The sequence below is a fragment of the Bacteroidota bacterium genome (genome assembly GCA_016711505.1).
Taxonomy (GTDB): Bacteria; Bacteroidota; Bacteroidia; order AKYH767-A; family 2013-40CM-41-45; genus JADKIH01.
The window spans coordinates 198,949-219,748 of sequence record JADJSV010000004.1; the positions used below are offsets into that span (position 1 = coordinate 198,949).

Below are 20,800 nucleotides of genomic sequence, written 5' to 3' on the forward strand. Positions count from 1 at the left end.
ATCTAACCCGGCTAGGATGAAGCAAAAAATTATTTTTGTTCTTATAGTATTATTCAGTTGTTCTTTTTCACTTTTTCAGCCTTCAGAGGAGGATGAAAAAAATGCAATAATTAATGAGGTCGTTCATGGTATTTATGAAGTTCATTTGAATGAACTAACTATAAAATTGAACGACCTTAAAACCGGATTAAATGCAGGTAAATTTGATGAGATATCTTTGAATAAATTAAAATCACTATTCAAAGAAGCCCGCATTCTTTACAAGAAAAATGAAGCATTTTCAGCGTACTTTTTTCCTGCCAGTGATCTTAATATGAATGGGCCGGTTATTTCGGAAGTTGAATATGAAGAGGAACGAAGAAGAAAGCTATTAATAGTAGAACCAACCGGATTTCAGGTCATTGAATCTTTGCTTTATTCTGACGATGTAAGTAAAAACCATCAGGAAATTGTTGTTCAATTAAATAACATGATCAGTGTTTATAGCTCTGTGAGTAAAGCACTGTGTTCTGTCAAAATGAATGAACGGCAATTCATAGAAGCTATTCAATCAGAAATAAACCGGCATTTTACTTTAGGCATTTCTCAATTTGATACTCCATTATCAGGAAATTCAATAATGGAGATCAAAAGTTCTCTTATTGTTGTTCAATCGATGATTCGTTTGATCTATAGTAATGAAATGGAGTCGGAAATACTTGAAGTGCGAAATCAGCTGGATAAAACAATTGCATATCTTGAAAAAGTTCCGGACATCAGTAAACTTGAACAACTTGAATGTTTGCGTGAATGTTATGTTCCATTAAGTTCGGCCGTTGCAGCATATTTAGGATTGATGGTCAGGCCGGTTTTTTCTCAGACAACTGCATTGCGCATAGATCAGAAATCGATATTTGACAAAGAAGGCTTCAATGCTTTCTTTTATAATCCGAGAGGATTTGATAAAAAATATTCACCGCTGGTTGCTGAGCTGGGAAAAATTTTATTCTTCGATCCTGTTCTTTCTTCAAACAATAAACGGGCATGTGCATCTTGCCACAGACCTGAACTTGCCTTTACTGATGGCGTGAAGACAAGTAGCGGATTTCATGCAGGGATGTCGCTCTCCAGAAATGCACCCACAATTTTAAATGTTGCTCTGCAAAGGAATTATTTTTATGATAGCCGGTCGACTGATCTTGAGGATCAGATCAACCATGTATTGCTCAATAAGAATGAGATGATGAGTAGTTTCGAGGAAGTAGTATTAAAACTTAATTCATCGCCGGAATATGTCAGGCTATTCAGAAATAGTTTTAAAGGAACTGATGACACAGTTATTTCTCATATTTCTATATCCAATGCCATAGCAGAATATGAGCGCAAATTAATTTCTTTAAACAGCAGGTTTGACAAAAACGTAAGAGGAGAAATAAATGATTTCACTGCTGAAGAAAATCTGGGCTTCAATGTTTTTATGCATAAAGGAAATTGTGGTGCTTGTCATTACTTGCCTATGTTCAGCGGACTTGTTCCACCTGATTATACAAAAAGCGAGTTTGAAAATATTGGGACTACCTTAAACGGTGATCTTAAAAATCCTGTACTTGATCCTGATAAAGGCAGAGGAGCTAATTTTAATGTTGAAATGTTTATGGGTTCCATTAAAACTCCGACCCTTCGGAATATTGAACTCACCGGACCCTACATGCACAATGGAGGTTTTAATACTCTGGAAGAAGTTGTAGAATTTTATAATGAAGGAGGGGGAGCAGGATTAGGATTGAATGTGCCAAATCAAACTTTAGGTAGTGATAAATTAAATTTGACTGATGTTGAGAAAAAAGCACTGATATCATTTATGAAAACACTTACCGATACAATTGGAACCACAACTTTGCCTGATAAATTACCTTCTTTCCCTGATCAAAGTGGATTAAATCGGAGGAAGATAGGTGGAGAGTATTGATAAATATTTTTATTTGATTTTTATTTCGTTTCGCTTTTAATCTTTCTTAATATTAAAATGAGTTAATGTTGGTTAAACATAGTTAAATAATTGATATATCAACTATTTCGTGGTCATCTCTTTTTATATTTGTTTCAAAGAGAAGAAGCATGGAAAATCTTGATCTGATATTCTTTTATCATTTAGATAAAGCAATTAAAACCTACAGACAATTTGCCCAGGAAAAGCTGAAGGAAAACGGCTTTGATATAACTATTGATCAATGGCTGGTACTGAAAGCTGTAAGTGAAAATCAGGATATCAACCATAATGATCTTGCGGATGCAGTATTCAAAGATAAAGCTTCTGTTACAAGAATAATTGAACTTTTAGTAAAAGGCCGGTATTTGAAAAGTGAAGTTCACCCTGACAGTGGAAGAAAACGCAAGTTAACAGTCACTAAAAAGGCGAATTCTTTACTTGTAGCAATCAGACCATTGGTATTACAGAACAGGAGAACCGCGCTTAAAAATATTTCTAATGAAGAAATTATCATTGCTGAAAAGGTACTCAAAAGAATTGCTTTGAATTGCAAAAAGAGATAGTCATATAATCATTTAATCAAGGTAAAATGAAAACCAGTTTCCTAATTTGCATCTTTTGCTTTCTGCAATTGATAGTTTCTGCTCAGAATAGCCAGATCTCCGGGAGAGTGTTAGACGAAAATAATTCACCGGTTCCATATGTTTCTGTTCTACTAAAGAATCTGACGGATTCAATCTTATTGAAAGGTGAATTAACAAATGAATCAGGTGAATTTGTTTTTCAAAATCTGACTGCGGGATCTTTTTTTATTGTTATAAAAAGCCCCGGATATTTGCCCTTTGAAAGTGAATCTATTGTGTTGTCAGGAGTAAATAAGAATGACGCAGGAAATATTATTCTGAAAAATTCTGTAAAAGATTTAAAAGCTGTAACTATAGATGCAGAGCGACCATTCATTGAGCGGGAAGCGGATAAGCTTGTTGTAAATGTTGAAAACAGTATCATTAATACAGGCTCAAGTGTGCTGGAAGTTTTTGAAAAATTACCTGGTGTATTAGTTGATCAGGATGGGAATATCAGAATCAGAGGTAAGCAAGGTGTAATTGTAGTTATTGATGGAAAACCTTCTGCTTTATCAGGGCAAGACCTTTTGAATATGTTGAGAGGCATGTCATCGTCAAATGTTCAGAAGATAGAAATCATAACCAATCCATCAGCAAAGTGGGATGCATCGGGCAGTTCGGGTGTGCTGAATATTATTATGAAGAAGAATAAACTTAATGGTTACAATGGAAGTCTTTCTTTCAATTATGGCCAAGGCAGATACCCTAAAATAACACCTTCGCTTTCCCTGAATTATAAAAAAGATAAACTGAATCTGTTTTTTAATTATAGTTATTCTGACAGAAAAGGATTCAATAATCTGTTGATTAACCGAAAATTTTATACTGACGGAATGCTTAATGAAACCTTTTTGACAAATAACTATATCCTGATGAAGTTTTCAACTCATAATCCGAGGATCGGACTAGATTATTCCATTTCGAAAAAGACAACGGTTTCATTTCTTGTTAGTGGACTCAATAATATTTTTAAATCGGAAACAGACAATCATACCAATATTTTTGATTCTGCCAATACTATCGTTAGTAATCTTCAATTCTCACAGCAATCTGAATTTGAAAGTAAGAACTATGAAATTAATAGTCAGATAAATCATAACATAGATACACTTGGCCAGAATTTAATTATTAATCTGGATTTTGGATCTTACAATAATAATTCTATTCAGAACTTCTCAACTTTAAGAACAGATTTTACAAGTAATACGAGTGAAATAATCAGATTATACAGTGATCAGAAAGGAGAACTGGAATTGTATTCTGCAAAAGTCGATTATTCGAAACCTTTGAAAAATGATTTTAATCTGGAAGCCGGGATAAAAAGCAGTCTTGTTAAATCTGACAAGGATATGAAATTCTTTAATCAGGGAAATAATTCTGAATTATTTGATTCATCGAGGAGTAGTCATTTTATTTATGATGAAAATATTAATGCTGCTTATTTAAGTATTAAACGAAAATTCAAATCATTGATCGTGCAAGTTGGTTTAAGAGCAGAACAAACTCTGGCAACAGGAATTCAAAAATTGAACAATGTTTCTTTTGACAGAGATTACTTTCAGATTTTCCCAACTGTATATCTAGATTATACAACAGGTAAGCATAACATTAATATGAATTTAGGCAGAAGAATTAACCGACCGGCATATGAACAAATGAATCCTTTCAAACGACTTATAGATTTCACTACCTATTCTGAAGGGAATCCTTACTTATCACCTGAACTGACGTATGTAAGTGAATTGTCTTACTCATATGATAATACTTATTTTGTAGTTTTTAATTACAACCGTACAACGGATAATATTACTGATGTCCTCATACAGGATGCAGCCAGCAGAACAACAATACAATCTGTTGTTAACTTATATGAGGTCAATTATTTTGGAATTGATTTGACATATTCAAAACGAATTTCAAAATTATGGAAAACAAATATTAATTTCCAGGGCTTTGATTTTAATTTTGCGGGAACAGTGAATAATTTTACGATTGACCAGGGTGAACCAACCTTCGCTTTTAATTGTGATAATTCTCTGACCATTACACAAAATACTTCTGCTGAATTAGGAATCAGGTTCAATTATAAAAATTTGTATGGTGTTACATTGATGCGTAATAGCTGGAATTTATCTGCCGGTGTTAAGCAATTTGTATTTCAAAAGCGTGGTTCAATAACACTGAATGTAACTGATGCTTTCTGGAAATCATATCCAAGCGGTCTGACTCAATTTGGTGATGTAACGGAAGACTGGACTTCTATCAGGGATACGCGTGTAGTCAATCTCGGAATTACATACAACTTCGGTAAAGGAAAAACCGGCAGAATGCGAAGAAATACCGGAGCAGATGAAGAGAAACAGAGAATTTAAAACATAGTGATCTCATATGTTTGAAAAATAAAACACTAAGTTCACTAAAATTTGTTGCAATCCTGATTGCTATGGAAACTTATGTGAGCATACTTAACCTTTTGACCTTAGTGTTTTATTTTTATAATCCTTATTTTGTAAGATTTAGAACTAAATTGTGAATACTGTTTAATCTTGTATATTGTAAGGAATACTTCATATCCGCATATTCTAACAAACCTTTTTACAGAATTATTCAATTTTATCAAGAATTTCAAGAGACTTTTAATTCGAGTATTGTATTATTTCCTTTGTTTTTGTTAATCTTATCAAAGCATTTTCAGGTTGAAATGAGTACACATATTATTATTTCATCATTAGTACCACCTGATTATGACACACACACAATCTTTCCGTATCGGGAATGCTTTTACTTTTGTTCAGCATTCAGTAAGACAATTGATCTTACTTACTCTTTGCCTTTTTATTTATAGCGAATCCAACGCCGTTGTTACTATTACCAAGGCAACCGGTGGAACTTTGATATCGGCAGACAGGGCAGAGAACTCAATTACACCAATGTATACTTCCTTGGGTAATGTTGTTATCACCGAAGGTGCAATAACAGATTTCTCATTAGGTACGAATGTCACAATTACTTTAATTGCTCCCAGTGGTTGGAAATTTAATCCGGCCGGAATGGTTTCAGTTAATCCTTCTCCGGGAGGTGACATAAGCGCGGCAAGTATAACATCAGTTACTTCAACACTGATCACCATTCAGACAACTATTGCAGGAGTAAGCAACTCAGACGGATTAGTTATATCAGGGATTCAGGTTCGTGCAAATGAGGGCGGAAATATTCCATGTTCAGCTAATATAGTAAGAGGAGGTTCAGCAATAATTTCAGGTTGTGGAGCAGGAGCGGTGTTGGGAAATTTATCTTCCACTGCAGGATCAATTGAGAAGCTCGTAATCACTTTACCGGGACAATCATTTTCTGATGCCGGTTTATTTGTAACAAGTGGAAATTCAGGAACTCCTACAAATCAAACTGCAGGTATTGCATTTTCTACAATGAAGATACGGGCATGTGATCAGTTCTTCAATGTTGTAACAAATTATTTCGGTGTCAAAAATCTAACGTTTAGCGGCCCTTCAAATGGTGTTACAGCACCAACTTATACAACAAGTGTCAGTTTTGCAAGTGGTGTTTCTTCAACTGTTCTTGCAACTACATTAAAGAGAGCAGAAACGACAACCATATCTGTTTCTGATGGAATCTATTCCGGTCCGGCATCATCTCCATTGACTGTTGGTTCAGGTATTCATACTAAATTTGTAGTTGAAGCTGCAACAGGTGGAAATATAGGGACTCAGACTACAGGCAATAATTTTAATATCAGGATAACAGCAACTGATGCTAATAACAATCCATGTAATTCAGGATTGAATGCATTTACAGGAACAGCTGATATTTCTTCGACAGGAACTCTGACTTCAGGAAGTGGAACAACTCCGGCATTTACTGCAGGTGTTCTTTCATCAAGAACAATGTCGATTTCTAATGGCGGTACATTTACTATATCTGCTACTAAAACCGGCAGCACTGAAACCGGTAGCAGTAATTCATTTCAGGTAAATTATCCGGGAGCTTCTTTAACAGGACTCATTCCTGCTTGCGTAACCCCCGGAGATCCGCAATTTACTCTTACTGTTTTAGGAACAAATTTTACACCTACTTCAGTCGTCAGATTCAACGGTGTAAACAGGACTACAATATTTAGTTCTTCCAGTGTGCTTAGCGCTACAATCACAGCTTCAGATATTGCGACTGCCGGTGTCTATGAAATTTCTGTCTTCATTCCCGGAACAGGTTCTTCAGCTCCAATAATCTTAGATATCAACAGTACGAGTTCTCAAAACATTTCAATTTGTCAGGGCGAATCATATCAATTGCCGGATGGCTCATTTGAAAATACTGATGGAACTTATAGTTCAACAATTCCATCCACATCAGGATGTGATAGTACGATCATAACTAATCTGACAGTTGTGCCAAATTTAACCAGAAGCGAAACTGTTTATTTTTGTCAGGGTACAACTTATGTTCTTCCTGATGGTTCAACGCAAAGTTCACAGGGAATTTATTTCTCAACGATAGATAATGCAACAGGTTGTGATAGTCTTATAACAACAACCTTGCTTTTCTATCCTGTTCCTGTTATTTCAGTAACACCTGTTCAGATCGATTGCTATGGTGGAAGAGGAAGTGTAACACTTGATGCAAATTCCGGAACAGCACCTTATACATACGGTCCTCAACAGACTTCAAATCTGATTGCAGGCACTTATACTTTTTCAGTGACAGACGCGAATAGCTGTACAGATAGTTCAGCAATAACAATAGATCCTCAACCAGCTCAATTATTATTGACTGCTACTCCTACACAAATTGCATGTAATGGTGGAACAGGCAGTGTCGATTTAGTTCCTTCCGGAGGGACACCCGGATATACTTTGAATAGTACACCGGTCACATTGCTTACTGCAGGAACATATAATTATCAGGTAACTGATGACAACGGTTGTAATGCATATGCTTCAGCTGTTATCAATACAGCTCCTTCTGTATTAAACGCTGCAACAACAGTATTGAATACACCATGTGGTGCATCAAGTGGCGTTGCAACTGTTACGGCATCCGGTGGAAGCACACCTTACACTTATGAGTGGAATACAATTCCTGTGAGAACGACTGCTTCAATAAACGGACTTCCTACAGGCATCTATACTGTAAATGTTACTGATAGCCGTGGCTGTTCAGTTTTCAGAACCGCAATTGTAGGAAACTCAAATCCGATTCAGGTTAATATTACCGGCTCAACAGGAATTTGTCCGGGTGGATCTGTTACATTATGTGCAACTGCAGGCTTTGCTACTTACCAATGGAGTACAGGAGAAAATACTCAATGTATAACAACTACTGATGCAGATTCAATTTATGTTACAGTAACTGATACCAATGGTTGTTCAGGTATAAAAAGTGTTGTCACACGAAATAGTGTACCTCCGGTTTGTTCAATCACAGGTGGAGCATTGTGCCTGAATTCAGTACTTGTCTTAAGAGCACCTCTTGGTTATTCTTCATATTTGTGGAGCAATGGAATCAGAACGTCAACTGCAGGAGTAAGAAGTGCAGGAACTTATACTGTTACTATAAAAAATACTGATGGCTGTGCCAGCACTTGTTCATATACCGTAAATAGTCCAATGCGTGTAACATCTACAAAGACCGATGCAAAATGTTCCAATGAATTCAAAGGTTCAGCGAATGTTTCTGCGAGTGCAGGTATTCTTCCTTATACGTATTTATGGAATAATGGAAATACGACAGCTTCTGCAACAGGTTTGCCGGGTGGTAATTATTCTGTCAGAGTTACTGATGCCGGTGGTTGTGGACTAACTTCTGCTATCACGATTAATTCGAATAAAACGACGAATGATTATTCTTATAGCACAAAAAATTTCAATAGCACTCCGATTTCACAAAATTCATACATCTGGTTTAGCGCTGTGGCGAACATTACGCATACAGGAAATTATCCGGTGACGATTACATTCATTAACCAAAACATAAATACTGTCGGATTAAATCTGGTTCCTGCGAATGCAAAATTGATCATAACGAATGCTGTTTCGCAAGCATCAACCGTTTTTACAGGTGGAGAATGGGTGACAACAGCGCCACCTGATTTATCGGGGAATTATTTTGTCAGCGGATTTGCATATCAGACTCCAACAGCTATAGCACCAAGTCTTAGTTCTGTTAAGTGGCGTGGTATCTGGACTTCATCTTCAAGTTGTGTTACAAGTGTACGATGGAAATGGTCTGCAGCAACTTATTCAAATTTCACTACTTTGAATTCATCGATTAACGTCCAACCGGTAGATGATGCGTCTGCATCGCCTTATGGAAGCAGTGATCTTGCCGGTACTCCTGAAAATTATAAACCGTTTTGTATTCCGGGAGCTTTAAGCATCGGCGCACCAGATTTTGTTGGAACATACACTTCTATTGTGACTCGAATTCCGTGTTCAACTCCTGACATATGTAGTCCGTTAAGATTAGCAGGTTTTGATGAACTCGAAAATGGTTCAACTTTATTGGTAAATGCATATCCGAACCCATTTAATTCCAAAACAAATATAGATTTCGGTCGTGTAGATCTTTCCGGAAGAGTTTATATTGAAATTTATTCGCTCTTTGGAGAAAAGATTCAAACTATCTTTGATGATTATATCGATGCGGGAATAAAGTATACTGCTGAATTTGATGCAAGTGATTTTGCAGGCGGGATATATTTTTATAAGGTGATTTGTGAGGGGGAAGAGGTGAGAGGGAAACTGTATCTGCAGAAGTAAAAAAAAATAAACACTGAGAACACAAGATCACAATAAGAACACGGAAAAATTCCGTGATCTTTTTGTGATCTTGTGATCTTGTGATCTTGTGTTAAAAAATTATTTCCCTCCAAAGATCCCCCCAACCAACAGACTCAGATAAGCAATAATATTTGCAATCTGCCTGTATTGAAAAAGCTCAAACCACTTTGACCGATACTCAGTCCAGTTCGCGGGTTTATTTTGTGGCGACCAACTATTGATGATGTCGTTGATTGGCAAATTGCCTTTTACTGTTATCAGAATATCAATGATCAATCCGACCAATGCAATGGCCGACGTAATAAAAATCAGACTTCCCGGATTTTTAGCAGTTGAAATTACCAGGGCTAGATTGCAAAGCAATGCGATGTAAATTGCGTATTTGAAATTTGCTCTCATACTGGTATCGATCAGTTTCCTGAATTCAGTATAAGAATTGAAGTCTAAATTGGATTGTACGTTCTTCAATGCAAGAATATACATCAGTGACTGGCTTACAATAAAGCTGAAAGCGATAATTGTTGTGAATGAGAGGATCTTGGTTAGCATTTTGTTTATCTTTTTGAAAATGCAATGATAGAAATTTTCTTTTTTTTGAGGAAGGACAAATGTCTATAAATTAGTTTAACACTAAGATCACTAAAATTTATCACAAGAGCACAAGTGAAACTAAGCTTCATCATGTGTTCTTGTGATAAATCTTAGTGATCTTAGTGTTTAAATTATTTTCTTCTAAAAATTTTCTCTGATCCAATATGAAAAATATACGAAACCCTGATTTTCTGATACCCATAATCCTGCAACCCATTCTCATAAGCAATTGCAAAGTCATTCGTTTTATTTAGAATTCTGAATTCACTTCTGTCAACTAAAGGTTTGTCACCATTATTCAGATAACCCGAATATCCTCCAATTACATTTGTCCACGAAAATTTGTTTGTGTTCAGAGTGATACCGCCGCCAAAGAGTAAACAATCATTCTGCAAATTCTGTATATCATAGGTCTGATAAGTATAGAGCCCGGCATCAGCAAAAAATCTTATTTCTTTGATAAACTTATTATCGTTGTAAATACTTTTTCCAAAACTCAAATCAATAAAATATCCGGGTGCATCTGTATAGCGTGCATCTCTTAAGTGAGTTCCTGATGCAGTTCTTAGACTTACTCTTAGAAGCAGATCCGGCAGACTGGTTTTGTTTTTTATGATCTGCACGCAAGTTGAAAAATAAATATCACCTCCGGCAGAACCTTTTCCACTTTTCGTTCTTACTGCGCGAATGTCTCTGGTGATCGTATCCATTTCATACCATTCCAATGGTACTGCTGCAAGGTCAATCGAAATCTTATTATTGAAAAGTGGGAGGGTACCTTTGACAAAAAAGTCCTGAGTCTTGTCGCCTTTATGAATAAAATGATCAAAGGAAATGTTTACAGATGCTGCACTATCGACCAATCCATTTTTTATTTCCGGAACAGGTAAAGCATTCGGACCAAGAAAAGCGGATGAGATGGTCATGTATTGATTCCAGGGTGTAATACCATCCCAGTTATGTTTTACTCCCCACCAGTAGAAATCTTCCTGCGCTGAAACGGTCGTTGTAATCAATGAATAGAATACGAAAATAAATAATTTGACAGAAATTGATTTTCTCTTTGGTAATGGCAGGATCATAAATGGAACTGTGATGGGTGCATTGCCAAAAGTAATCACAATTTCGACATAATTTCATATGGATTTTGGCTTGTTCAGCATCAATTTATTCCTTTTCAGAAAGTTTTTTAGAAGTGATTTATTCTTTTATATTTGATTTGCAATATGTATTCACAATCACTCAAAAACACACAAATGAGATTTACTTTTCGGGCAATTTTATGTATTGCATTTTCTTTATTCGGCAAATATACTTTTGCTCAAACCTTCACGGACATGAATGCACAGCTTCCCGGACTGGAAAGCGGAAGTGCTGCCTGGGCTGATTATGACAACGACGGTGATCTGGATCTGGCGTTTACAGGGTTCAGTAGTCTGGTTGCAGAACGTTCATTCATTTATCGTAATGACAATGGTATTATGACTGCTGTTGATTCTTCAATTATTAAAGTTGCAAATGGTTCAGTTAACTGGGCAGATTTCGATAATGATGGTGATCAGGATCTGATTTTGAATGGGCAAAATAACGGGTCGTTACTTTGTGAGTTATATCGAAACGACAATCAGACGTTTGTTGCTATGAATCCCGGCTTTGTAAGAGTTCTTGGGATTCAGAAATGGCTTGATGTCGACAATGACGGTTTTCAGGATGTTGTTTTTTCCGGAGTAATGGATTCATTGTGGGTCGATACCACAATCATCTATCGCAATAATGGGAATTCGACTTTTTCTTATTTCCCTTCGAATCTGCCACCTCTAACAACAACAGGAATGGAAATAGCAGATTGTAACAATGACAGTCTGCCCGATATTTTTATTGTAGCCACAGCTCCCGGAGGAATGCCGGTATCTGCATTGTTTACAAATAATGGTAATGGAAATTTCACGATGGACACAACATCGTTCATGCAGATCTTTGCCGGCGCTGTAAAGTGGGGCGATGCAGAAAATGATGGCGATATGGATCTGCTTTACGATGGCATACTCATCGATAATTCAGCTTACACATTGATCTATCTGAATGATGGTTCTGGAAATTTTATCGAACAATCGACAAATCTTCCCGGTACCGGCGAACCAGGCTCAGTTGACTGGGCAGATATCGACAACGATGGCGATCTGGATGTTCTGTTGTCAGAATATTTATTCCGTAACGATGGCAATGGGTTATTCAATGACATATCTCCCTGGGCTCCTCATAACTACTATGCAATACCGGCAATGTTCATGGATTACGATTTGGATGGTGATGCTGATATTTTTATGTTGTCTTTTTTTGGGATCAGTAATTCGAATATTTTCAGGAATGAATTAGTAACTGGAATTTCAGGAATTTCTTCCTTCACGAACTTATCAGTATATCCCAATCCTTCTAATGGCGTGTTCAGTATTTCTACTGACTTTGATCAAATTAAATCTTGTAGATTGTTTTCATTGGATGGAAAAATGATACAGAGTTTTCATGTCAGCAATTTTTCAAAAGTTGATATCGGTGATTTAAGTCCGGGGGTTTATATATTTGAAGTTTCGGATGGGAAATATTTCGGGAGAGTAAAATTAATAATCGTCTGATCTGATCTGCCAAAGAATCAGATAATCAGGAATTATGTGCCTTAATTGATCTTTGCTCAGCACTTAATTGGTGAAATATCCAACTTTCATCTACACATAATAGCGTTTGGTATATTCTACGATCAATTACTGATGATAAGTTCTACCTTTGAAACTTATGAATTTCGAGAATATTTTCCGTTCCAGACTGTTTGTTGTGATTTTGCATATTTGTGTATGGGCAATCATTTTCATATTGCCTCTTTACCTTGAAAGCAATTTCCCGCCACCGATGATGAATTCGCGTCCGGGCAAACTTCCTAATTACGAAAACTTCAGACTTCTCACATCAATACTGAATCTGTCTTTTATTCCTTTATTTTATTTGAATGCATTTTTCTTTGTTCCGAAATTTTTCAATAAAAAGAATTGGCTCGTTTATCTTTTACTTGCTATTCTTACGGTCATTGTTATCATTGGACTTAATATTTTATTCAGATATTTATTTATTGGACCATCGATTCCCTTTCCAATTCGTATAGTAATTCCTGTTGCAATATTTATGCTCCTGGCAAGTACAGCTTTCAGTTTTATAAGACAAAATTTCAAAAATGAAAAGATCAGAAAAGAGAAAGAGGCCGTCAATCTGAAAACGGAACTTTCCTTTCTTCGTTCGCAGGTTAGTCCTCATTTTTTATTTAATACTTTAAACAATCTTGTTTCGCTTGCGAGGAAAAAATCAGACTTGCTCGAACCTGTTCTGCTTAAGCTTTCAGGACTTCTTCATTATATGCTTTACGAATCAGATCATGAAAAGATAAATATTAATAAAGAGATTGAATATCTGAGTAACTATATTGATTTACAAAAACTTCGTTTTGGTGATGATGTTACATTATATTTTTTTAAAGATGCTCCGGCTGATTCAACAAAAGAAATTGTACCAATGATCTTGATTCCTTTTATTGAAAATGCATTTAAACATGGAACAGGTTTTTGAATAACCCATCAATTAGTATTCGTATTGTATTAATTTGTGACTTATTAACATTTAACGCAAGGAACAAATTCAATCCGTTAACTGAAGAAAAGAACTATAATTCCGGAATTGGTCTGACCAACGTGATAAGAAGATTAAACTTACTCTACCCGGAATCAAGACTTGAAATAAGCCGGGAAGAAGACTGGCATAATGTTAACCTAACAATAATAATTTAATGCTTACATGTATTGCTGTGGAAGATGAGCCCCTTGCTCTCGATTTGCTTGAAGATAATATCAGACAGATACCATTTTTGCATTTGGTGAAAAGATGTAAAAATGCATTTGAAGCCGCTGAGGTATTGCAAAATGAAAGTGTTGATTTGATTTTTTTGGATATTCAAATGCCGGGCCTTACAGGTTTGCAGTTTTTAAAGACATTGCCTTCTTCGCCAATGATAATTTTTATAACGGCATACAAAAACTATGCTTTGGAAGGTTTTGAACTTGGCGTTATAGATTACCTGCTTAAACCGATCTCATTTGAACGGTTTATGAAAGCAGTCAACAAGGCCGTAGAATATTCTAATTTGAAGAATAGTCAATTGGCCAATTTTACAAGTGAATATTTATTTGTTTACTCTGAATATAATCTTGTTAAAATTTTTGTCAGTGAAATTAAATATATTGAAGGCATGAAGGATTACATAAAAATATATCTCAGTAATTCTGATAAACCTATAATTACCCGTCTTAGCATCAAAACAATGGAGGAAAAACTGCCATCCAATAAATTTGTACGAACACATAAGTCTTTTGTAGTTGCTATTGACAGAATTCAGTCACTCCGCAATAGCAGGATCAAACTCGATACTATAGAGGTTCCTTTAAGTGATCACTATAAAGAACATTTTTTCAAGTTAGTTGGCCCTAAAATTATTCTTTCATAATTTACATAGAATCAATAGCCCGTTTCGTCGATACATAAACCCTAAAAGTATATTTAATTTTTTTTATCCTTTTTATAAAGTCAAATTTGCAAGGTAAGTGCTAAATCGAAGGATGGAGTATAGGATATACTACGCCTTCGGTTTTCATTATCCGTAAGACTGAATCAGGACTTCGTCCGGATTTCTTTCAAATCAAGTATTAATCATTAATGGAATATATGAAGAACAGGTGCGTATATGTTTTTATCTTTTTAATGATTGCTTTAGGATTCGAAAAAACTGTTTCAGCACAGGATTTTAAGTATAAAGAATATACTTTCAGTACACCCGGTAGTGCATGTCACTTTGTTTATAGTTGTTATTCACAAACTAGCGATCATACAAATCTGAAAAGACCTTTTGTATTTGTACTTGGTAAACCAGGGCAAACTTCCTTAGAAGCATACAAGAGTGATAAACTAAATTCATTACCTGAGTTTAGTAATTACTTGTTTGTATACATGCTGAACAAAGGTGGTTCGGCCGGTAATAAATTACTTTTGTGTTAATGGACTGGTTTCTTATTAAGCTGGAATATCAGTTATGGGAACAAGAACATTTTCCTTTCTGTATATGATACTACATTAACAGAAGCTGATATTATTAATGCTGGTGTTAAAAACACTTTTGGATCCATACAATTCATAAAACCGGAAATTCTGAATCTAACCAATGCAACAGAAGGGTTTAAAGAAACGGCATATGAAAATGACGATGCAGATGGAAATGAAAATCTGGGTACATTTTATTATGAAGAAGAAAAAAAGGAAGATGAGAAGGATGGTGCAGTACCTTATCTATCGAAGAAAACATATTTTGGTCCGCCACAATCTACCAACTATACACTCTCCGGAATCATAAAAGATAAATCAACAGGCGAAGGTCTTCCTTTTGCCAGCGTACAGGTTACCAGATCTCTTGTCAGGTCCTCTTCTAACGTGGATGGATATTTCACATTATCAAAAGTTCCGTCTGATACTTGTGTGCTTGTTGTATCGTATATCGGTTATAACAAAAGTGAAGTTTATCTGACTCCGGCTTTACCGAAATCAAATTTCATTATTGAACTTACTCCTTCTTCTAACCTTCTTAAAACGATTACTGTTACTTCAGTTAGAGAAGATGCCATGCTGCAAAAAAAAGAAGATGTAAGTGTAATTAAATTGACTCCCCGGCAAATTGAAAAACTTCCTAATGTAGGCGAGAAGGATGTTATGAGATCTTTTCAGCTGATGCCCGGCGTAAGTGCATCGCAAGAATCTTCTTCCGGACTTTATGTAAGGGGAGGCACACCTGATCAGAATTTAGTTTTGTATGATGGATTTACAGTTTATCATGTGGATCATTTGTATGGCTATTTCAGTGCATTTAATTCGAACGTTGTGAAGGACATTCAACTTTACAAAGGCGGTTTTGAATCTCGTTTTGGTGGAAGACTTTCAAGTGTAACCGAAATAACAGGAAAGGACGGGAATCAGAAAAAATTTAATATTGGTGGAGATATTAGTTTGCTTAGTATAAATGCCTGGGCTGAAATACCGGTTGGTGATAAATTTTCTTCAATCATTGCTTATCGGAGATCATACAAAGGTCCGATCTATAATGCACTTTTTGATAAATACAGTAAGAGCTCAAGTACACAGACAACGCAACAAACCGGTCCCGGTGGCGGAAGGTATATGCAGGATACAGAAGCTACTTCATACTTTCATGATCTGAATGGAAAATTCACTTACCGACCTTCTTTAAAGGACATTGTCACACTAAGTATCTTTAATGGAAATGACAAACTTGATAACAGTATTGATAATTCGTCATCATCTCTACCGGGTGGTGGGGCTATAGGTGGCTTTAATTTTAGCTCGACCGATCTTACGAAATACGGCAATGTTGGAAGTAGCTTGAAATGGTCGCGTAAATGGACAGACAAGTTTTATGGTAATACTTTGATAAGTTATTCGAATTTTTATAGCGATAGAGATCGTTCTATGGAAAGAACATCAACAGATGCAAGCGGAAATGAGTCAACAACTAAAAGCGGAGTATTTGAAAATAATAATTTAAAGGACTATAGTTTCAAATCTGACTACCAATGGGATTTGTTCGATTTCAGTCAACTTCAATTCGGCGTATTTGGGACCAGTTTTGATATAAAATATACGTATGCTCAGAGCGATACAGCAACGCTTTTGGATAAAAGGAATAAAGCACTTTTATCCGGTGCCTATCTGCAAAGCAAATTCAGGTTTTTTAAAAACAAATTTGTAATTCTTCCGGGAATAAGAATTAACAATTTTGAGACTACACAACAACAGTACTATGAACCAAGAGTTTCTGCAACTTACAATTTGTCAGATAGGTTATCAGTAAAAGGAAGTGCAGGTAAATTCTATCAATTTGCTAATAGAGTAACGCGGGAAGATATTTTATCAGGAAGTAAAGAATTCTGGCTTCTGGCTGATGGAAACTCTTTTACGGTGAGTTCTTCGATTCACAATATCGTTGGCTTATCCTATGAGACTACAGATTATCTGTTAAGTGTGGAAGGTTATTATAAACGTATAAGCAACCTCACAGAATACTCCCTTCGTTTTAATCCCAGTCCAACCGGGACTACATTTAACGAGAATTTTTTCACGGGTAACGGTTATGCAAAAGGTGTTGAATTTCTTTTACAGAAGAAAACAGGAAAGTTCAATGGATGGGTCAGCTATACTCTGGGTGAAGCGAAAAATCATTTTGATATTTATTCTGATGGATATTATTCCGCCAACCAGGATGTAACTCACGAATTCAAATCGGTTTTTCTCTACAACTGGAAGCGTTGGGATTTTTCAGCGACATGGGTCTTTGCAACAGGTCGTCCGTATACCGCTCCATCAGGTGCGTATAGCGTGACTTTGCTGGATGGAAATACTCAGGACTATTTTACGGTAACAACTAAAAACGGTTTAAGGCTTCCTGATTACCATCGAGCAGATATATCTGCCAACTATAAATTGCTGAAGGGATCTAAAGCTGATAAGAAGAGAAGAGAATTCGGATACATTGGATTTTCCATTTTCAATTTGTACAACAGAACAAACGTTTGGTACAAAACATATTCAATTGAGGAAGGGTCAGTCATCGAAACAAATGTGAATTATTCCGGCCTTACACCGAACATAACATTATCATTAAAACTCAGGTAAAATGCTTTATAGAAAATTATTATTGCTTATTATTTTATTTGCGTTCTTTTCATGTAAGAAAGATGAGGTTGCTGAATTTACAGATACACCGATCATCGAAACATATTTGCAACCGGGAAATTATCTGAGTGTAAAAATTTCCAGACAGATTCCTTTTTCATCTGATGTAGAATATTCATCCGATGATTTAAATAATTTGTCTATGAAAATCACATTTAATAACACCGATCACTTTCTCCTGCCTGTCGGTAATGGCGAATACGTAGACAGTTCTTATCTCGTTACCGAAGGTGACAATTACAATCTGTCGTTTGTGTACAATGCAAAAGATGTTTCAGCATTTACCTATGTTCCATCCAAGCCTGCAAATGCGTCACAATCTGTAACAGCTATTTATCTGGAAAGAACCGATTCAACATCGTTCCCATCTTTCGGAAGCATGCCCGATCCGGTAGAGATCACCTGGGATAATCCCGATGCATCATACTATTTGATCCTTGTAGAAAATGTGGAATCAACCCTTGATCCCATCCGTGACTTTGGCGATGTAACACCTCCTTCAAACATTTTCCGCAAGCAACCCACCAATTCATCATCTGACGAAATCCGCACAATGGAATTCCAATACTTCGGCCGGCATCGAATCATCATCTATCATGTACTGCCTGATTACGCATCGCTCTATGATCAGAGTAGTACGAGCTCACAGAATCTGACTAATCCATCGACGAGTATTCAAAATGGATATGGGATATTTACAGGGCTGAATTCGGATACTTTGTGGTTGGATGTGAATGAGCAGTAGAGGATGTTTAAATGTATTCTGAAAAAAATTCTAAAATTCTTCAAGCATGCTATTCATTTTTAATACCATATTATGTTTTTCAAGAAAACTTCTTCTGAAAGATGCGGCTTCAACCTAACTAGAAGGTAAATGCTGCAAAGAAATTTATAGGTGATCGTCGAATTTAAAGAGTGGTTTTATTCCTCCACTTTTACGGATTGGGTGGAAGTAGAAGGCGAATTGACTTTAACAGGATATTCGCCTCCGCCGGAATTGGTCAATATTTTGGCAAATAAAATTGATATTTTGTTGGAATAATATTTAACTTTCCAAACTTCCAAAACATGAAAAATATTATACTCTTCGAATCTGATCACACCCTAATTCTGGACTTTTGTAGACTGGAAAGTGAGGAAGACTTTGAAAAAATTATTGAAATACTAATTAAGAGATACAGGGTTAAAAGCATGGGTAGGTCAGAAAGTCCGTGGAGCAAAATGTGGGAGTTCATATACTCTAATGCTACATTGTTTTTGATTAATGACAATTATGGTAACAGAATCTCTGGTAAAACCGAAGAAGGAAAAAAAATTTTGAAAGAAATATTTGATAGTTAGGAAATTCCGGGTTAAGTGGGATTAGGACAATTCAAACTTCACAAGAATTATTCAAAAAAGTTAAATCAAGTTCCTGTCTCCAATAAATTACATATTAAAGCGCAATTAATGAATTACTATCGATTAATTGATGAACTTTATATACCATCACGAGGATGGTTTTAGGTTCTGTAAATTTTGACAAAGAATTTGATTTTTAGGAAATATGTGTCTACCGGAGATGTCGAAATTCCAAAAAGGGTTAATTATAAACATTCGTGAAAAAGGGATTCCACTTAATTTTTACAATGGCTGACTTCGAACTATTGATAGTTGATGAGAAAACTTTGCAATTATTTAAAAAGGATGAAGTTATGTCTATTCCTGTTAGAATTGAAGGAAAGGAAAACAATTTACAATACTATATTTTGGTTATAAAGATGCTTTAGACTGTGTTGACGAAGAAAAATCTGTTTTTGATAAATGGCAAATTGGAAGTTCAATCCGTCCTGACAAAGAAGGTCAATTCAAATTTATTTCGAAACTTGTGATAAACAGAGCCTCTGTTATAGGGAAGGAACTATTCAGGGTAAAAGGGTTTAATGTAATTATTGTGATTAATGAAGAATTAAAAAATAAATTTGAAACGAATAAAATAACTGGAATAAGTTTTATAAAGCTGGAATAAACGATGAGTATTGATATTTCGATACATTAGCACAAAGAGATATCATGGGATATTCAAATAAAATAAAGTTTATTGACAAAAAATTTAATAGATTAATTTTAAGATATAAATTACTGTGTCTTTTATGGTCAATCACTTGTCTTTCCACTGGTATTGCCTTTGTTTATGCTAATTTACATGGAGTGTACCATGGACGATTTTGATATTTTTTGAAAACTAATTCTATGGGAGTGTCGATATGTGGAATATTAGTTTCTACTTTACTATCAGCAAATACCTTTATGTACAGAAGAAAATTAAGTAATACCTGAAAATAAAGTTCAGGGAATAACTTGTAATTTTTGATAAAGAAAGAATCTATAAATTGTTATGAAAAAGAAACTAGTATTTAGTTGTATTTTAGTTTTACTTCTGATATCATGCAAAAACGAATGTAAGATATCAGAGAGTATCCAAACTTACCCTGAAATAAGGTTTCAGATTCATGATGGAAGCGCTAAACTCGGAATGTCGATATCAGATCTTTTACATGTTTGTAAGTTTTGCTCTGAAGAGGAATCAATTCCAATCAGGTGTCTTAACTATAAAATTTATGAAAATGCAGGAATGTCAAGATTCAAAATCAAGTTCTACATTACGAAGAAAATTATTACTTTTTAGATGGAATCTTATTTTCTTACAAAATCCAATATTTGGATAGCTTATTTTTAAATGAGACAAAAGCTGATATTAACAAGTTCCATTTCAAAGTACGTCTGAAATTTATTTAGGCGCTACTGCGGACAAATTTCAAATTCAAGACACAATACTTAAAATCAATAAGAATGTTTTTTATAGACTAAATATAGGATATAAATTTGCTAAAGAAGTTGAAGAGATATATAAATACAGTAATCTAACTTATCCTTTTTAAAATAATCGTTATTTTGTTTGCCAGTACAACTTTTAAACTATCCGTTCATTCTTTCAATTACCT

Annotated in this window: 13 protein-coding genes; 11 read left to right on the top strand and 2 right to left on the bottom strand. The window is 35.3% G+C overall.

The window, feature by feature from the left end; all coding sequences use genetic code 11:
• The first annotated feature begins 16 nt into the window (after positions 1–16).
• The 4 genes from IPL24_08830 to IPL24_08845 all read left to right on the top strand — a co-directional run bounded on the left by IPL24_08830 (position 17) and on the right by IPL24_08845 (position 9,371).
• Entirely contained in the window at positions 17–1,948 is a 1,932-nt protein-coding gene (locus tag IPL24_08830; GenBank protein MBK8363776.1) for a hypothetical protein, read from the top strand.
• Positions 1,949–2,097: 149 nt separating this feature from the next.
• Complete coding sequence (locus IPL24_08835) at positions 2,098–2,532, top strand: MarR family transcriptional regulator (protein ID MBK8363777.1); 435 nt, start codon at positions 2,098–2,100, stop codon at positions 2,530–2,532.
• 26 nt (positions 2,533–2,558) lie between these two features.
• Positions 2,559–4,967: an outer membrane beta-barrel protein gene (locus tag IPL24_08840; GenBank protein ID MBK8363778.1), complete on the top strand. Its 2,409-nt coding sequence runs from the start codon at positions 2,559–2,561 to the stop codon at positions 4,965–4,967.
• Positions 4,968–5,339: 372 nt separating this feature from the next.
• Positions 5,340–9,371 carry a hypothetical protein gene (locus tag IPL24_08845; protein ID MBK8363779.1) on the top strand — a complete coding sequence of 1,344 codons (4,032 nt, stop codon included), beginning with the start codon at positions 5,340–5,342 and terminating at the stop codon, positions 9,369–9,371.
• Between the two features lie 99 nt (positions 9,372–9,470).
• Here IPL24_08845 and IPL24_08850 read toward each other — a convergent pair whose 3' ends face one another.
• Positions 9,471–9,941, bottom strand: a complete 471-nt coding sequence (locus tag IPL24_08850; protein MBK8363780.1) for a hypothetical protein — start codon at positions 9,939–9,941, stop codon at positions 9,471–9,473.
• Positions 9,942–10,114: 173 nt separating this feature from the next.
• Positions 10,115–11,065, bottom strand: coding sequence for a hypothetical protein (locus tag IPL24_08855; GenBank protein MBK8363781.1), 951 nt, complete (start codon positions 11,063–11,065; stop codon positions 10,115–10,117).
• 174 nt (positions 11,066–11,239) lie between these two features.
• Here IPL24_08855 and IPL24_08860 point away from each other — a divergent pair, with 174 nt between their 5' ends.
• The 7 genes from IPL24_08860 (at position 11,240) to IPL24_08890 (ending at position 19,157) form a co-directional block, all read left to right on the top strand.
• On the top strand, positions 11,240–12,616 hold the full coding sequence (locus IPL24_08860; GenBank protein MBK8363782.1) for a T9SS type A sorting domain-containing protein: 1,377 nt from the start codon (positions 11,240–11,242) through the stop codon (positions 12,614–12,616).
• A gap of 157 nt (positions 12,617–12,773) precedes the next feature.
• Positions 12,774–13,595 (top strand): histidine kinase, encoded by an 822-nt coding sequence (locus tag IPL24_08865; GenBank protein MBK8363783.1) that lies wholly within the window; start codon positions 12,774–12,776, stop codon positions 13,593–13,595.
• A gap of 217 nt (positions 13,596–13,812) precedes the next feature.
• Positions 13,813–14,526, top strand: a complete 714-nt coding sequence (locus IPL24_08870; GenBank protein MBK8363784.1) for a response regulator transcription factor — start codon at positions 13,813–13,815, stop codon at positions 14,524–14,526.
• 218 nt (positions 14,527–14,744) lie between these two features.
• The gene (locus IPL24_08875; protein ID MBK8363785.1) at positions 14,745–15,074 is read left to right on the top strand and encodes a hypothetical protein; all 330 of its coding nucleotides are present in this window, start codon (positions 14,745–14,747) and stop codon (positions 15,072–15,074) included.
• Positions 15,075–15,503: 429 nt separating this feature from the next.
• The gene (locus IPL24_08880) at positions 15,504–17,756 is read left to right on the top strand and encodes a TonB-dependent receptor plug domain-containing protein (protein ID MBK8363786.1); all 2,253 of its coding nucleotides are present in this window, start codon (positions 15,504–15,506) and stop codon (positions 17,754–17,756) included.
• 1 nt (position 17,757) lies between these two features.
• Positions 17,758–18,561 carry a hypothetical protein gene (locus IPL24_08885; GenBank protein ID MBK8363787.1) on the top strand — a complete coding sequence of 268 codons (804 nt, stop codon included), beginning with the start codon at positions 17,758–17,760 and terminating at the stop codon, positions 18,559–18,561.
• 323 nt (positions 18,562–18,884) lie between these two features.
• Positions 18,885–19,157, top strand: a complete 273-nt coding sequence (locus IPL24_08890; GenBank protein MBK8363788.1) for a hypothetical protein — start codon at positions 18,885–18,887, stop codon at positions 19,155–19,157.
• The last annotated feature ends 1,643 nt before the right edge of the window (positions 19,158–20,800 follow it).

Coding starts and splice junctions, on each gene's coding strand:
- IPL24_08830 (MBK8363776.1), top strand. CDS start 17: ATGAAGCAAAAAATTATTTTTGTTCTTATAGTATTATTCAGTTGTTCT.
- IPL24_08835 (MBK8363777.1), top strand. CDS start 2,098: ATGGAAAATCTTGATCTGATATTCTTTTATCATTTAGATAAAGCAATT.
- IPL24_08840 (MBK8363778.1), top strand. CDS start 2,559: ATGAAAACCAGTTTCCTAATTTGCATCTTTTGCTTTCTGCAATTGATA.
- IPL24_08845 (MBK8363779.1), top strand. CDS start 5,340: ATGACACACACACAATCTTTCCGTATCGGGAATGCTTTTACTTTTGTT.
- IPL24_08850 (MBK8363780.1), bottom strand. CDS start 9,941: ATGCTAACCAAGATCCTCTCATTCACAACAATTATCGCTTTCAGCTTT.
- IPL24_08855 (MBK8363781.1), bottom strand. CDS start 11,065: ATGATCCTGCCATTACCAAAGAGAAAATCAATTTCTGTCAAATTATTT.
- IPL24_08860 (MBK8363782.1), top strand. CDS start 11,240: ATGAGATTTACTTTTCGGGCAATTTTATGTATTGCATTTTCTTTATTC.
- IPL24_08865 (MBK8363783.1), top strand. CDS start 12,774: ATGAATTTCGAGAATATTTTCCGTTCCAGACTGTTTGTTGTGATTTTG.
- IPL24_08870 (MBK8363784.1), top strand. CDS start 13,813: ATGCTTACATGTATTGCTGTGGAAGATGAGCCCCTTGCTCTCGATTTG.
- IPL24_08875 (MBK8363785.1), top strand. CDS start 14,745: ATGAAGAACAGGTGCGTATATGTTTTTATCTTTTTAATGATTGCTTTA.
- IPL24_08885 (MBK8363787.1), top strand. CDS start 17,758: ATGCTTTATAGAAAATTATTATTGCTTATTATTTTATTTGCGTTCTTT.
- IPL24_08890 (MBK8363788.1), top strand. CDS start 18,885: ATGAAAAATATTATACTCTTCGAATCTGATCACACCCTAATTCTGGAC.